Source organism: Ornithinimicrobium humiphilum (assembly GCF_006716885.1).
Lineage (GTDB): Bacteria > Actinomycetota > Actinomycetes > Actinomycetales > Dermatophilaceae > Ornithinicoccus > Ornithinicoccus humiphilus.
Window position 1 is genome coordinate 72746 of record NZ_VFPU01000001.1, and the last position, 14412, is coordinate 87157.

At 73.3% G+C, this 14412-nt stretch carries 12 protein-coding genes; 3 read left to right on the forward strand and 9 right to left on the reverse strand.

Translation table 11 applies throughout. The annotated features are described in order from the left end of the window. Nucleotides 1-37: 37 nt before the first annotated feature. The 6 genes from FB476_RS00295 to FB476_RS16305 all read right to left on the reverse strand — a co-directional run bounded on the left by FB476_RS00295 (nt 38) and on the right by FB476_RS16305 (nt 7931). Entirely contained in the window at nt 38-589 is a 552-nt protein-coding gene (locus tag FB476_RS00295; RefSeq protein WP_141817009.1) for an NYN domain-containing protein, read from the reverse strand. Between the two features lie 36 nt (nt 590-625). After that, nucleotides 626-1807, reverse strand: coding sequence for an alpha/beta hydrolase (locus FB476_RS00300; RefSeq protein ID WP_141817010.1), 1182 nt, complete (start codon nt 1805-1807; stop codon nt 626-628). After that, a complete protein-coding gene (locus FB476_RS00305) occupies nt 1804-2859 on the reverse strand; it encodes a hypothetical protein (protein WP_141817012.1) in 1056 nt (351 codons plus the stop codon). The genes FB476_RS00300 and FB476_RS00305 overlap by 4 nt, the downstream gene beginning before the upstream one ends. Beyond that, nucleotides 2849-4069: an ATP-grasp domain-containing protein gene (locus FB476_RS00310; RefSeq protein WP_141817013.1), complete on the reverse strand. Its 1221-nt coding sequence runs from the start codon at nt 4067-4069 to the stop codon at nt 2849-2851. Before FB476_RS00310 ends, FB476_RS00305 begins: the two co-directional genes overlap by 11 nt. A gap of 83 nt (nt 4070-4152) precedes the next feature. Then, nucleotides 4153-6429 carry an acyltransferase family protein gene (locus tag FB476_RS16570; protein ID WP_238329484.1) on the reverse strand — a complete coding sequence of 759 codons (2277 nt, stop codon included), beginning with the start codon at nt 6427-6429 and terminating at the stop codon, nt 4153-4155. A 236-nt stretch (nt 6430-6665) separates the two neighbouring features. Then, the gene (locus FB476_RS16305) at nt 6666-7931 is read right to left on the reverse strand and encodes a hypothetical protein (protein WP_170233468.1); all 1266 of its coding nucleotides are present in this window, start codon (nt 7929-7931) and stop codon (nt 6666-6668) included. A 143-nt stretch (nt 7932-8074) separates the two neighbouring features. Between FB476_RS16305 and FB476_RS00325 the strand changes: the two genes are divergently transcribed. Next, nucleotides 8075-8593, forward strand: a complete 519-nt coding sequence (locus FB476_RS00325; protein ID WP_141817014.1) for a peptidylprolyl isomerase — start codon at nt 8075-8077, stop codon at nt 8591-8593. Between the two features lie 10 nt (nt 8594-8603). After that, complete coding sequence (locus FB476_RS00330; protein WP_141817015.1) at nt 8604-9548, forward strand: rhomboid family intramembrane serine protease; 945 nt, start codon at nt 8604-8606, stop codon at nt 9546-9548. 177 nt (nt 9549-9725) lie between these two features. Here the strand turns inward: FB476_RS00330 and FB476_RS00335 are convergent, their stop codons facing one another. Next, nucleotides 9726-9989 carry a cell division protein CrgA gene (locus tag FB476_RS00335; RefSeq protein WP_141817016.1) on the reverse strand — a complete coding sequence of 88 codons (264 nt, stop codon included), beginning with the start codon at nt 9987-9989 and terminating at the stop codon, nt 9726-9728. 53 nt (nt 9990-10042) lie between these two features. On the opposite strand from FB476_RS00335, the gene FB476_RS00340 reads away from it, so the two are divergent. Further along, nucleotides 10043-10840, forward strand: a complete 798-nt coding sequence (locus FB476_RS00340) for a DUF881 domain-containing protein (protein ID WP_141817017.1) — start codon at nt 10043-10045, stop codon at nt 10838-10840. Between the two features lie 96 nt (nt 10841-10936). Here the strand turns inward: FB476_RS00340 and pknB are convergent, their stop codons facing one another. Both pknB and FB476_RS00350 read right to left on the reverse strand, forming a co-directional pair. Then, nucleotides 10937-12958 carry a Stk1 family PASTA domain-containing Ser/Thr kinase gene (gene pknB / locus FB476_RS00345; protein WP_141817018.1) on the reverse strand — a complete coding sequence of 674 codons (2022 nt, stop codon included), beginning with the start codon at nt 12956-12958 and terminating at the stop codon, nt 10937-10939. Next, nucleotides 12955-14412: a peptidoglycan D,D-transpeptidase FtsI family protein gene (locus tag FB476_RS00350; RefSeq protein WP_141817019.1), complete on the reverse strand. Its 1458-nt coding sequence runs from the start codon at nt 14410-14412 to the stop codon at nt 12955-12957. The genes pknB and FB476_RS00350 overlap by 4 nt, the downstream gene beginning before the upstream one ends.

Sequence of the window (14412 nt, forward strand, 5' to 3'; positions counted from 1 at the left end):
TGGACAGGCGCGTCTCCTCCGCGCCGCCGGCGACCCCTTACAGGAACTGCTGCGGGTCGAACTCGTCGATCGGGATGATCCGCAGGCGCGGCAGCGGCGCGTTGAAGGCGAGCGTGTCGTGCTCGAGGTCGAAGAACTCCATACCCCGTGCCACCAGGGGCGTGAAGCCGGAGTTGCGGAACTCCTCGAAGGCGATGAGGCCGACGCGGCGGCTGCCGTCGATCAGCGGCTCGATGGACTCCAGGAAGTCGCCGTCGTGGCTGACGAGCATGACGTCGTCGTCGCGCTCGAGCAGCGCGTCGAGGGTGCGCTGGATCGCGATGTCGACGACCTTCTCCTCCGCCGTGCCCGACAGCGGCACCGGCGTGTAGCCCAGCGCGCGCAACGCCTGGACGAAGGCCATCGGCAGCCCGCTGCTGGCGTTGAGGAAGAAGAGGCCCTTGGCGGGCTGGCCCCAGGTGTCCTGGGTGAAGGTGAGCAGCCGGTCCCAGCGCGGACGCTCGTCCGGGTGGGGGCGGCGGCCGAGGATCGAGTTGCCGAGGGTGGCGTCGATGTTCTCGCCGTCGACCAGCAGGTATGACGTGGCCATGGGTGTTCTCCTAGGTTGATATCGGTCTGTATCGGGTTATTCGTAGACGAGCTTCTGCGGTCCTGGGAAGATCCATGACAGACCGTCCCGCAACCGGTCGCGCCAGTTCTCCCACGAGTGCCCGTCCCGCGACTCGACGTAGCGCACCTGGGCGCCGGTCGACTCGAAGACGGGGACCATCGAGCGGTTGTGCACGATGAGCGGCTCGTAGATGCCGCAGTGCACGAACATCCGGTCGGCGACCTTGCGGGGCCGCGCGCGGTACTTGTTCATGAACGTCACCACGGGGTCGAACGCGGGTCCGCCGCCGTGGTCGTCACCGATGTCGGTGAAGACGAAGGAGCCCGACTGCAGGAGCAGGTTGCCCCACGTGTCGGGGTTCCGGTAGGCCGTGGACAGCGAGGCCACCCCGCCGAAACTCGCCCCCATGAGGCAGCGGGCCTCGGAGCGGCGCACCACCGGCAGCTGCTCCTCGATCGCCGGGAGCAGCTCGTGCGTGAGGTGCCGCGCGTGCGGGGCGTAGTTGGGATACTCCCGCAGCCGGTCGCCGGGGTTGGACAGCACCACGATGGTCTCGGCCATGTCGAGGTCGTGGATGAGGTTGTCGAGCACCGTCTTCAGCGCCGCGTAGTTGACGTAGTCGTCGCCGTCGTGGACGACGAGCAGCGGGTAGGTGCTCGAGCGGCGGAAGCGCGCCGGCAGGTAGAGGCGGTTGTGCACCGTGCGCCGCAGCGCCTTGGAGTGCATCGACCACGGCACGATCTCGCCGGGCCGCGCGTCCTCCCGGGGCAGGACCCACTCCGGCGTCTCGTAGCCGGCTGCCTGGAGCACGCTGGACGACCCGACCGGCGAGTGCGCGACGCGCGGGTTGAGGGGGTCGTTGAAGGTCGAGGTCTCCGAGCCGTGACGCACCTCGATCTGGTACTCCACGCGCGACTGCGCGGGCACCTCGATCGTCACGTACCAGAGGTCGGTGCCCTCGAGCCGGCGCATCGGCACGTGCTGCGGCTGGTTGACGATCCGGTGCCGCAGCGCGACGGCGTCGGCCTCGCCGCGGTGCACGAAGGTGCACCGGGAGCCTTCGACGATCGGGACGGGGTGCGAGGCCAGGAAGGCGTCGACCTTCTCCGCGTTGAGCGGAGCCCGGGCCTTGAGCGCGTTGATCGCGAGCTTGCCCTTGTGCTTCGGCACCTCGGGGAAGACGGTGGCCAGGCTCATGCGTCCACCTCCTCGGGCGAGGGGGGCGCCTCCGCGGGGAGGTATGCCGTGGTGAGCCCGTCGGTGCCGACGATGCGGGTCCCGGCCGGCAGCCGTCCGTCGACGGTGAGCGTGATCTCGGCCTGGGCGTCGAGCAGCACCGGCAGCCGGGGGGCCGTCCGCAGGGCCAGCACCGACATGCGGTCGGGGTTGCGCAGGTCCAGCCGGTCGGTGGCCGAGGGCAGCGCGACGATGCCGCGCGTGAGGCCGAGACCGTTCATCAGCAGTTCGGACACGGGTGGGCTGGAGACCGCGTGGTCGTAGAAGAGCAGGACGCGCTCGGTGAGCGCCATCGCCCCGGCGCCCCAGGCGAGCACCGGGCGCAGCAGCACCGGCGCCGGACGCTCGGCCGCGTCGGCGTCGGGACCGGCCGGAGCCGCCGGGGCCGCCGGGGCCGCCAGCGCCGGAGCCAGGTTGAACAGGTGCAGGGCGCCCATGAGGACCCCGACGTGCCCGCCGGTCACCGCGATCGCCTCGCACTCGGCGATCATGCGACCGACCCGCATCCGGCCCTCGGCCACGGCGTCGCGGTGCTGGGGCCGGTAGCGGGCGAAGAAGGCGTGGTTGAGGTCGGCGACCCGCTCCAGGTGCCGGGTGTCGAGGCCCCGCATCACGTCGAGGACGTCCTCGACCGCCATCGCCCGGGCCCGCTCGTCGAGCGAGGTGCGATCGCGGATCCGACGGATGGCCTCGGCGGCCTTCTCGAGCCCGATGAGGTAGAGCTCCTGCATCTGGGCGTGCAGCTGGCGGCGACGCCGGTCGCCCTCGGCCAGCTCGGGGTCGAGCTCCCAGACCTGCTGCATGAGGCCCCACAGCCCGAGGTTGAGCGTGTCGCCGCCGAGCAGCTCGGTGAGCAGCTCGTCCTCGCGCTCGCGGTCGCGCCAGCCGGCCGTGATCAGGGCGAAGCGCCGCCCGCGCAGGCCCAGCCGTTCGGCGACCTGGGGCACCCGGGGGTCGCGCTGGGGGCCGAGCAGGGTGATGCGTGGGTCGGCCAGCGGATCGTCAGCCGGCATGGACCTGCACGGTGCGGCCGACGTCGTCGAGCATCTCCCGCAGGTGGTCGTAGTCCGGGTGCCGCATCCGGATCCAGGCGTTGGCCATGAAGCCGGCCTCCACCGGCTGCGTGCCGCTGCCCTGCGGCGGGATGTGGGCGTCGATGATCCAGCGGCCGTAGCGGTTCTCGACGTCCTCGAGCCCGGAGTAGCCGGTGATCACGCCGTCGCGGTCGGGCCGCAGCGCGATGATGCCGGCGGAGTGGCTGCGGCTCGGTCGCGCCGAGATGTGCCCGTGCACGATCGCCTCGGCCCAGGCCTTGTAGACGTCCATGTCGTTGGCGGCGCAGTAGAGGTCCCAGCAGCCGACGCCGGGGGGCCGGCAGCCGATCTCGCTGAAGGTCAGGCCCTTGGGCCCGGCGAAGAACTCCATGTGGGTGGCTGAGGTGCCGATGCCCAGGGCCTGGTTGACCCGGGCGCCCATCGCGCGCAGCTCGTCGTAGAGCCCGCCGCTCTGATCGATCCGGTTGGTCGCCACGAACTGGGGCGAGATCCAGCGGGTGCGCATCGCCTCCAGCACGCCCGGGTAGTAGTGCGAGGCGAAGTCGAGCACCGGCTCCCCGTCGATCGAGATGGTGTCGTAGAAGCCCTCGTGCCCCTCGATGAACTCCTCGACCGCGATCGAGCCGTAGGTGCCGAGCGAGGCCAGGGCGGCGTCGAGCTCGGTGTCGTTGTCGACGCGGAAGGTCCCGGCCGCCCCGGCGGCGTCGCGCGGCTTGAGGATGAGGGGGTAGCCCACCTGGCGGGCGAAGCTGAGCACCTGGTCGGCGGTGTCGGCACCGATCGAGCGGGCGACCGGCACGCCGGCCTGGCGCAGCGCCTCCTTCATGGAGGGCTTGTCGCGGCACAGCCAGGTGGTGCGCACCGACGTGCCGGGGATCCCGAGGCGCTCGCGCACCTGCGCGGCCACCAGCTGGTGGGCCTCGATCGTGGACTCCAGCCGGTCGACCCAGACCATGTCCTGCACGCGGCGGACGGCGGCGGTCATCTCCTCGAGGTTGGTGACGGAGCCCACCTGCTCGTAGTGGACCATCCAGTCCTTGAGCTGGTGGTCGAGGTACTCGAGCGGGGTCTCCCCGATCCCGATCACGTTCGCCCCGACTTCGGCCAGCGCCCTGGGGAACTCCCGCTGGTTGCGCGGGAAGTGCGGCTCGACGAACACGATGTTCACGAGGTCGAGCCTGCCACAGATCAGGGGGGCGCGGCGACGGGACGCGACGCCCGCCGGGGCGCGGGGGTATGCCGTGCGCCGGGTCAGCCGGCGCGGCGCGCGAGCTCGTCGAAGGCCCGCGCGACGACGGCTGCGTAGACGTGCATGCCGTCCATGTCCGGGTGGACGTTGTCGGCCTGCAGCACGCCCGGCTGCTGGCTGATCGTGCCGTTCCAGTCGCCGACGACGGCGTTGGGGTAGTCCGCGACGACCTTGGCGATCGTGGCGTTGGAGTCGGCGGTGAAGGTGGCGCGGACGTAGAGGTTCATCACGACCACGTTGCGCTCCGGCCCGAAGGCGTCGAGCGCGTCCCGCAGGCCCTGTTCGTCGACGCCGGCGTTGGTGCCCAGGTGGAGCACGACGTTGTCGCGCACGCTGCCCTCGGCGAGCGCCTGCTCGATGATCGGCGGGGCGTCGCGCCACTGCCGGTTGGACTTGGCGACGTAGTTGATGCCCGGGAAGCGGTAGGTCAGCCCGTCGGCGCTGGTGACCACGAGCGAGTCGCCGATGGCGGTCAGGGTCTCGCCCGCCGGCACGAGCAGGCCGTCGGCGTCGGGGGTGAACGGCGAGCCGTTGACCTCGGTGCTGCCCGCGGGTGCCGCCTCGGCGTCCTTCTCCTCGGCCGCGGCGTCGTCGGCGGGCTTCTCGGCGGTGTCGCCCTCGGCGTCGGCCGCCCCGCCGGCCTGGGTGGCATCCTCCGGCCCGGCCGCCTCCTCGGTCCCGGAGCCGAGGCCGACCCCGGCTCCCGCGGCCTCGGTGCCGTCCTGGACGGCTGCCGCGCTGCCGGCGTCGGCGGGGGTGCCCGGGTCGGTGCCCTCGCGGCCGGTCGCCGGGCCACCCGCCGCGCTCCCGTTGAGACGTGCCTCGGTGTCCTCGATCTGCTGCTGGGTGCTGGACTTCTCGGGGGCGGTGGCGAGCGCGACGCCGGTCAGCACGACCATCGCGGCCACGACGCAGGCCACGATCCGCGGCGTGCGGCTCACCTGCCACGGGGTCCGCAGCCAGGCCACCAGGCCCCGCAGGCAGGCGCGCAGCCCGTGACGCCGGACCGGGCGCTCGACGACGCGCAGCGACAGCTCGGAGAGCAGCAGGGTCGTGAGCAGGGCCGCCCCCAGGACGGCCCAGCCCTTGAGGGTGCCCTCCGCGTGCGGCACGACCGCGCCGAGCAGGATGAGGACCGGCCAGTGCCAGAGGTAGATGCCGTAGGAGCGCTCGCCGATCCACCGCAGCGGTGCGAGGTCCATCGCGCGGCGCCAAGGGCTCGGGGACTCCAGCAGCGCGGCGATGAGGACGACGGTCGCCAGCGAGGCGAGCAGGATCCCGCCGCGGAAGGTCAGCGGGGAAGACTCGCCCATCCACCGCATCAGCGAGCCCAGCACGACGAGCGAGCCGAGCACGGCCGCCCAGCGCCAGCGACGCCATACCCGCGTGCGCAGCCCGGCCCGGTGGGCGGGGTCGGCCCACGCCAGCGCGAGCGCGGCGCCGGCCATCAGGCCCATGAGGTGGGTGTCGGTGCCGTAGTAGACGCGGGTGGCGTCGGTGCCCGGGGTGTAGAGGGTCGCCATCGCGATCGCGGAGGCAACGCCGATGCCGCCGACGGCGATCAGGCGCTGCCGCGTGGTGCGGGTCAGCGCGAGGGCCAGCACGAGGGTGAGCGGCCAGAGCAGGTAGAACTGCTCCTCCACCGCCAGCGACCAGAAGTTGACGAAGAGGATCGGCGACGTCGTGTGGAAGTAGCTGGCGCCGGCCGCGATCTCCAGCCAGTTGGTCGTGAAGGTCAGCGCGCCGAGGGTCTGCCGCCCGATGCCGACGAGCAGGTCACCGCCGACCATCCGGGCCGCGGTGACGCTGACGAGCACCACCACCGCCAGGGCGGGGAGGAGCCGTCGGGCGCGGCGCTTCCAGAAGGCGGGCAGGTCGATGCGGCCGTGCTGGTCGAGCTCGCGCAGCAGCAGCGTGGTGATGAGGAAGCCCGAGACGACGAAGAAGACGTCGACGCCGAGGTAGCCGCCGGGCAGCGCCGCGGGCAGGAAGTGGTAGACGAGGACCGCGACGATCGCGATCGCCCGCAGGCCGTCGAGGCCGGGGATGGTGCCGGGGCGGGGCGCGACGCCACGAGGTCCGCGGCCGCCGCGCCGGGGCGCCGGCTGCTCGCGCACGAGGAGGTCGGAGGAGCGCGGCGAGGAGGGTGGGGTGCCGGTGGTGCGGGATCGGCCGGGGGCGAGGAGCCCCTGCTCGGTGCCCGGGCCGGAGGACGGCCGGGGACGCGGGCGGACGGGCGCGGCGGGCGCAGCGGGGTCGTCGCTGGGCAGCACCGACACTGACGACCTCCTCACTGACACCGTGCGTCCAGGCCCTGCACGCTGGGCGCACGCCGACGTCGTGCCCAGCGTAGGGACGGCCCGCCGCCGGGCTGACCTCCCCGGCCGGTGTGTCGCGAGATCACCTCTGTGACCTGTGGGGATCATGAGCACCGAGATCGGCGCCTCCCAGGACGAACGACGCCGGGCGCCCCTCCCGGAGGAGGGACGCCCGGCGCTCGAGGAACGGTGCGAGGTCAGGCGCGGGGGGTGTCCCCGTCGGTCGCGTCCTTGGCCGCCGCGATCTCCTCGGTGGGCGACTCGCCGGGGGTCTCCTCCTCGGCGGTCGTCGGGGTGTCGGACGCCAGCGCGTCGATCTCCTCGGAGTCCAGCAGGTGCGGCTCCTCGAAGGTCGTCGTCCCGGCAGCGGGGGTCGCGTCCACCGTGGTGGTGGCCGCCGGCACGTCCGAGGTCACCTCGGTGGCGTGCCCGGTCGCGCCCAGCGCCGGCGCCGGCTCGGCCAGCGGGTCGGCCGAGCTGGTCGGGGTGCGGCTGGCCCAGGGGTCGGCCCCTCCGGCCTGGCTGGCCCACGGGTCGCTGGCGCCCTGCCGCTGCTGCTGGTCGAGGTACCAGGCGATGCCGGCGCCGGCCGCGGCCAGCACGCCGAGCGTCAGCAGGACGCGGCCCTTGCGGCGGCGCTTCTTGGGCGTGCCGGTCAGGGCGGCCACCGCGCCGTGCTGCTCGGTGAGCAGGCGGTCCTTGCCGTGCTGGACCTCGGTGATCATCTCCTGCAACTTGGGCAGCAGCTCGTTGTTGATGACGTCGCGCACGTGGTCGACGCGGGGGCCGACGGCGGCGAGGCCCTCGGAGGCGCGGGGCAGCGCGGCGTCGAGGCCGTGGTCCACCCCGAGGAGCGCGCGGGTGCGGGTCTCCTCGGCCTTCTCGCGGGCCGCGGCGGCCAGCGCGGCCAGCACGGCGGCGCTCGCCCCGGCCCTCTCCTTGGCGGAGTCTGCGAGCGGGGCCGAACGCTCGGCCGCGGCCCTGCCGACGGAGTGCGCGGAGGCGCGGGCCTTCTCGGTCAGCTCGGCGGAGGAGACCTTGGCGGCGAGGGACGAGCCGGCCTCCTTCGCAGACCCGGCGGCGACCGTGGCGGCGTCGGCCACGCTGTGGCCGGCCGTCCCGGCGAGGGCGGCCAGCGTGCCGCCCGCGACCTCGGCGCGCTTGTCGGCGGCGGCCCGGGTGTGCTCGGCGGCCTTGCGGCCGTGGCTGGCGGCCTTCGCCGCGGCCCGGGCGGCGGTCTCCTTGTCCTTGCGCGCGGCCTTCAGGGCGCGGGCGCGCGCCTTGGAGGCGTGCTTGCGGCCCTTGCGGTCGTCCTCGGGGGCGGTCGCCTCGGCCAGGGTGGCCAGCACCGCGGCTCCCAGGTTGCGGGCGCTCGAGGCCGCGCTGCTGCCGGCCTCGCCGGCGTCGTGGCGAGCCTTGGTGGCCTGGGCGGACGCTCGGTCGGCCTCGGTCTTGAAGATCACGACAAGTCCCTCCTTCTGTGGTCAGCACCCATCCTGCCCTGTCGCGGCGGTGCGCTCTACCTCGGCCGTCGGTCCGCGCCCCTCCGGTGACGGCCTACCCGTGGGCCCCGCCCCCCTGCGCCGCCCGTGCGAGACTGGAAGGCATGAACGTGACGCTTCACACCAACCACGGCGACATCCACCTGGAGCTCTTCGAGCACGCCGCTCCCAAGACCGTCGCCAACTTCGTCGGCCTCGCCACGGGCGAGAAGGACTACAAGGACGAGGCGGGTCGCACCAACCCGCAGCCCTTCTACGACGGCCTGACGTTCCACCGCGTGATCCCCGGCTTCATGATCCAGGGCGGCTGCCCCCTCGGCGAGGGCTTCGGCGGCCCCGGCTTCACCTTCGACGACGAGATCAGCCCCGACCACAACTTCAACCAGCCCTACATGCTGGCCATGGCCAACGCCGGCAAGCGGATGGGCAAGGGCACCAACGGCTCCCAGTTCTTCATCACCGTCGACCCGACCACGTGGCTGCAGGGCAAGCACACGATCTTCGGCCAGGTCGCCGACGACGCCTCCCGCGCCGTCGTGGACGCCATCGCCGCCGTGAAGACGGGCGCCAACGACAAGCCGGTCGAGCCGGTGGTCATCGAGCGCGTCTCCGTCGAGAGCTGACGGCTCGCCCGTGAGCACGACCCCACCCGGGCCGCCGCCCGTCGGCGGTCCGGGCGGTCCTGGCGCCGACCCCTCCGAGGGGCGGCCGACGCCGCCCGCCTGTCCGCGCCACCCCGACCGGGTCTCCTACGTGCGCTGCCAGCGCTGCGGTCGCCCGGCCTGTCCCGACTGCCAGCGGCCGGCCGCCGTGGGCATCCAGTGCGTCGACTGCGTCAAGGAGGGCGCGCGGACGGCCCCCACCCCGCGCACGCGCTTCGGTGCGCCGGTGACGACGGGCACCCCCTACGTGACCTTCACCCTCATCGGGCTCTGCGTGGTGGCCTACCTGGGCCAGCGCGTCGTGCCCGGCCTGACCCGCGACCTCGCCTTCGTCGGCGTGCTGGCGGGGGTCGAGCCGTGGCGCTTCCTCACCTCGGCGTTCGTCCACTCCCCGTCGAGCCTGCTCCACATCCTGTTCAACATGTACATCCTGTGGGCCTTCGGCCCCGTGCTGGAGCGGACGCTGGGGCGGGGCAAGTTCCTGGCGACCTACCTGCTCTGCGCGGTCGGCGGCTCGGTCGGCGTGCTGCTCCTGAGCAGCCCCAACCCGGGGTGGCTCATCTCGGTCGTCGGGGCCTCGGGCGCGATCTTCGGGCTGCTGTTCCTCTACGTCGTGCTCGTGCTGCGCCAGGGACAGGTGCCGACCAGCCTGCTGGTGATGATCGGCATCAACCTCGCGCTGCCCTTCTTCGTGGGGGGCATCGCCTGGGAGGCGCACCTGGGCGGCGGCGTCACCGGTGCCGCGATCGGCGGGCTGCTCCTGCTGACCAGCCCGCCGGGCCGCACGCCCGAGGCGCAGCGGCGGCGGCGGCTCATCTGGCCCGCGCTCGCCGGGGTCGGTGCCGTGCTCGTCGGCCTGGCCGTGATGCGCCTGCTGCAGGTGCTGGGCCCCGCAGCCTTCACGCTCCAGCTCTAGGAGAGCCACGCCGACAAGGGTGTGCACCGCGGAGGACGTCGTGGACGTCGCCGTGGTGCACACCCTTTCGTCGATCCGCGCCCTGCAGACACGGGGGCGGTCCCGTTGTCCACAGGTATGAGTTACAACGGTGTGGTTTGTCCCCAGTGTGGGGACAACCTGTGGATAACTGGTGGGTCAGCGCCAGCGGGTGGCCATGCCGAAGCCGGCCATGATCATGCCCATGCCGATCGCGAGGTTCCAGTAGCGGATCGCCGCGATGGGCCAGTCGCCCGAGGTCACGTAGAAGGTGGCGACCCACAGCACACCGAGGATCATCAGCCCGCACATCACGGGGACGAACCACCCCGGGTTCGACGGAAGCTTCTGGGTCTGGGGTTCGAGCTCGCTGACGCGCTGGGCACGCTTCTTCGCACCTGCACGTCCTCGTGATTCGGGCACGGCTGTCTCCTTCGCAGTCGGTGCGGTCAGGATACGCGGATACGCTGCCCTCGATGACCGTCACTCCCGCACGCGACGACGCCGGGTCCCCGGCGCCGGCCCCGCGACGCTCCCGCAGCCTCGGGGTGACCGTCGTGTGCATCCTGGCCGGGCTCCTCTTCGGCACCAGCGCCTCCCTCGCCGGGGGGCGCACGTCCACCGGTGGGGCGACCGACCTCGTCAGCCTCATCACCACCCGCGACGAGCAGGTGCGCGAGCTCAACGAGGAGGCCGAGGCCCTGCGCGCCGAGGTGGACGCCCTCCAGCAGCGCGTCGACACCAGCGAGACCCGTGAGCTGACCCGCGCCGCCGACGCCGTGGCGCCCGCGGTCGGCACCGCGCCCGTCACCGGCCCGGCGGTGCGCGTCACGCTCGACGACGCCGGCTACACGCTCGACACCCTGCCCGAGGGCTTCTCGGTCGACGACGTCGTCGTCCACCAGCAGGACCTGCAGGGCGTCGTCAACGCGCTCTGGGCCGGCGGGGCCGAGGCGATCATGGTCCAGGACCAGCGCATCGTCTCGACCAGCGCCGTCCAGTGCGTCGGCAGCACCCTCTTCCTGCAGGGCCGCGTCTACTCCCCGCCCTACACCGTGACCGCGGTCGGCGACCCCGCGTCGCTGCTCGCCGCGCTCGAGGCCGACCCCGTCGTCTCCACCTACCGCGGGTGGGCGGAGGCGATCGGTCTCGGGTATGCCGTGGAGCAGCTCGAGGAGGCCGAGCTCCCGGCCTTCACCGGCGTCTTCCGGGCGCGCTACGCCCGGGTCGCCGACATCGAGCCGGGCGAGAGCCCGATGCCCGACGCCGGCTGAGGCGCACCGCAGGTGAGGAGCCAAGAGGCCCCCTTCGGCAGGCCCCAGGGCCGGGGCGGCGCGCAGGGCGGCCTCTCGGTGCGTCCGGTCGAGCGGTCAGCCCCCGTCGCCGGGCGGGCCCGGGCTGGTCGGCGGTCCCCCGCCTCGTCCACCGCCCCCGCCCCCGTCGGTCGGGGCGGGCTCGCTGGTCGTGGGCTCGTCGGTGGGGGGCGGCTCCTCCGTCGTCGGCGGAGGCTCGGGCTCGCTGGTCGTCGGCGGGGGCGGCGGCTCGACCGTCACCGTCTCCGTCGTGATGACCACCGGCTCGGCGGCGACGACGAGGGCGATCTCGGTGCCCACCTTGACGCGCTCGCCGGGCTCCTCGGACTGGCGCAGGACGGTGCCGGGCTCGGCCTCCCAGGTGCGCTCGAAGTCGATCGTGAAGGCCAGCCCGGCGTCGTTGAGCATGAGCACGGCGGAGCTCTGGTCCTGCCCGACGACGTCGGGCACCTCGGTCCGGCCGCTGGAGACGTGCAGCACGATCTCGCGGTCGGGCTCGACCTCCTCGCCGGCGGCAGGGTCGGTCCGGACGACCAGCCCTCCCTCGACGTCGGGGTCGTCCTCCTCCTCGGCCTTGGCCCGGACGTTCGTGAAGCCCTCGCGCTCCAGCAGGTCGCGGGCCGCCTGCTCCTCCATGCCCGAGACGTCGGGGACCGCCCGCGCCTCCGGTCCGGCGGACACCACCAGCTCGACGGTGCCGCCCTCCTCGAGCTCACCTCCGGGCGGGTTCTGCTCGATGACCTGGCCCGCGGGCTGGTCGCTGTTGCGCTCCGTGGCCGGCGGCACGGTGAAGCCCAGCCCCACCAGCTGCGTGCGGGCCTGCGGCTCGGTCATGCCCACGGTGCTGGGCACCGCGACCATCGTCGGTTCCGGCTCGCCGCCGGGGCCGAGGACCTGGAAGAGCACCCAGGCGACACCTGCCACGGCGAGCAGCGAGAGCGCCCCCAGCAGCAGCGCGGCCCCGCGGTGCCGGCGCTCGCGCACCGGCAGCTCGTCGGTCCGTTCCCAGCGCTCGTCCTCGGTCGAGGTCGGGTCGTGCAGGTAGTCCGGGTCCCGCGCCGGCACGGTGGGCACGGCCTCGGTCGCCTCCGCCCCGGCGCGGGAGCGGGCGATCGCGGCCGCCCCGGCCCCCCCGACGCCCAGGAGGGTGGCGTAGCTGGCCATCGCCGCGGCCGAGATCGGCTCGTCGGCGCGCGCGGCGTTGAGGTCGGCGCGGAAGTCGGCGGCGCTCTGGTAGCGGTCGTCGCGGTTCTTCTCCAGGGCGTGCAGCGTGATGGCGTCGAGCGCCTGCGGCAGCGAGGGCTGGTAGGTCGAGGGCGGCTTGGGGTTCTCGCCCAGGTGCTGGTAGACGAGCGAGACCGGGTCGCCCTGGAAGGGCGTGCGCCCGGCCAGGAGCTCGTAGAGCAGGCAGCCCACGGAGTAGAGGTCGGAGCGGCCGTCGACGTCGAGACCCTGCGCCTGCTCGGGCGAGAGGTAGCGGGCGGTGCCCATCACCGCCTGCGTCTGGGTCATCGTCGCGGCGGTGTCGGCCAGCGCCCGGGCGATCCCGAAGTCCATGACCTTGACCGCGCCCTGGTCGGTGACCATGACGTTGGCCGGCTTGATGTCCCGGTGGACGAGCCCGCGCTCGTGGGCGTACTCCAGGGCGGAGAGCACGGCGGCGGTGATGCGGGCGGCCTCGTCGGGCAGCAGCTGGCGCTTCTCGTTGAGCAGCTCGCGCAGCGTCCGGCCCTCGACGTACTCCATGACGATGTAGGGCACGTGCAGGGGCGCACCGTGGGGCTCGTGCACCAGCTGCTCGCCGGAGTCGAAGACACCGACGATCGAGGGGTGGTTGAGCCCGGCGGCGGCCTGCGCCTCGCGACGGAAGCGCGCGAGGAAGGAGGAGTCGCGGGCCAGGTCGGTCCGGAGGATCTTGATGGCAACCTGGCGGCCGAGCCGCAGGTCGTGGCCCGCGTGCACGTCGGCCATGCCGCCGCGGCCCACGAGCTCGCCCACCTCGTACCTGCCGCCCAGCACCCGCGGCTCCCCCGGGTCACCGCCGGGAGCAGGGGTCGCCTGCGTCGGGTCGTCGGTCATCGTTGCACTCCTGCCTCGAGCATGGCACGTGCGACCGGGGCCGCGACGAGGCCGCCGGTCTCTCCGGTCCAGTTGTCGGTCGCGGACTCCACGATCACCGCGACCGCGATCTGCGGGTCGTCCGCGGGGGCGAAGCCGGTGAACCAGGCGTGGGCGCCCCCGCTGCTGCCGTACTCCGCGGTGCCGGTCTTGCCGGCCACCCGCATCCCCGGGATCTGGGCGGAGGTCCCGGACCCCGCCTCGACCACGGAGACCATCATCTCGGTCAGCGCCTCGGCGGTGGAGGCCGACACGCTCCGCGAGAGGGTGCGCGGCCCGGTCTCCTCGATCACCTCGAGGTCGCGGTTGCGCACGGCCTCGATGAGATAGGGCGTCATCAGCTCGCCGTCGTTGGCGATGGCCGAGGCGACCATGGCGACCTGGAGCGGTGTGACGCGCACCTCGTGCTGACCGATGCCGGTCAGGGCGACCTGGGCGTCGTCGGGGTCCTCCGGATAGGTCGACGGGGTCACCGACATGGGGATCTCCAGCTGCTGGCCGAAGCCGAAGCGGGCGGACTGCTCGCGCAGCTCGTCCGCGCCGAGCTGGTCGGCGAGCCAGGCGAAGGACGTGTTGCACGAGACCTGGATCGACCGCGCCAGCGTGGGCCGGCCGTCGGGGTCGCAGGCGGCGCCGCCGAAGTTGGGCAGCGTGGTGGAGGTCCCGGGAAGGGTGTAGGTCAGGCCGCCCTCGAGCTCGGTGTCGGGCTGGTACTCCCCGCTCTCCAGCGCGGCGGCGGCGACGACGAGCTTGTAGGTCGAGCCCGGCGGGTAGAGGTCGCCCGCGATGGCGCGGTTGACCAGCGGCTTCTCGGGGTCCTCGGTGAGCTGGACGTAGGCCTCGTCCACCGAGGTGAGCTGGTGGCTGGACAACGCGTTGGGGTCGAAGCTCGGGCGGCTCACCAGCGCCAGGATGGCGCCGGTCCGCGGGTCGAGGGCGACGGCGGCACCACGGCGGTCGCCCAGGGCCTCGATGGCGGCGGCCTGGACCGCCGGGTCGAGGGTGAGCTCCAGGCTGGCCCCCTGCGGCGGCCGCCCGGTCACGACGTCGACCAGGCGCTGGTAGAAGAGGCTGTCGTCGGTCCCCGCGAGCACCGAGTTGCGGGCGCGCTCCAGCCCGAGCCCGGCGCCGTAGGTGAACGACCAGTAGCCGGTCACGTGGGCGTAGCGGGTCGCCTGGTCGTAGCGGCGGATCCAGCCGAGGTCGGTGTTCGTGGCCTCGGAGCGGGCGATCGCGGTGCCGTCGACGAGGATGGCTCCGCGCTCGCGGTTGTAGGTGTCGATGAGCGTGCGGCGGTTGCCGGGGCGCTCGCGCAGGTCCTGCGCGGTGACGAACTGGATCCACGTGGTGGCCAGCAGCAGCGCCGTGAACATCGCGATGACGACGTAGGCGAGCCGTCGGATGGGGGTGTTCAT

Excerpts from the sequence above, each read along its gene's own strand:
- FB476_RS00295 (WP_141817009.1), bottom strand. The coding sequence starts at position 589 with ATGGCCACGTCATACCTGCTGGTCGACGGCGAGAACATCGACGCCACC.
- FB476_RS00300 (WP_141817010.1), bottom strand. The coding sequence starts at position 1,807 with ATGAGCCTGGCCACCGTCTTCCCCGAGGTGCCGAAGCACAAGGGCAAG.
- FB476_RS00305 (WP_141817012.1), bottom strand. The coding sequence starts at position 2,859 with ATGCCGGCTGACGATCCGCTGGCCGACCCACGCATCACCCTGCTCGGC.
- FB476_RS00325 (WP_141817014.1), top strand. The coding sequence starts at position 8,075 with ATGAACGTGACGCTTCACACCAACCACGGCGACATCCACCTGGAGCTC.
- FB476_RS00340 (WP_141817017.1), top strand. The coding sequence starts at position 10,043 with ATGACCGTCACTCCCGCACGCGACGACGCCGGGTCCCCGGCGCCGGCC.
- pknB (WP_141817018.1), bottom strand. The coding sequence starts at position 12,958 with ATGACCGACGACCCGACGCAGGCGACCCCTGCTCCCGGCGGTGACCCG.
- FB476_RS00350 (WP_141817019.1), bottom strand. The coding sequence starts at position 14,412 with ATGAACACCCCCATCCGACGGCTCGCCTACGTCGTCATCGCGATGTTC.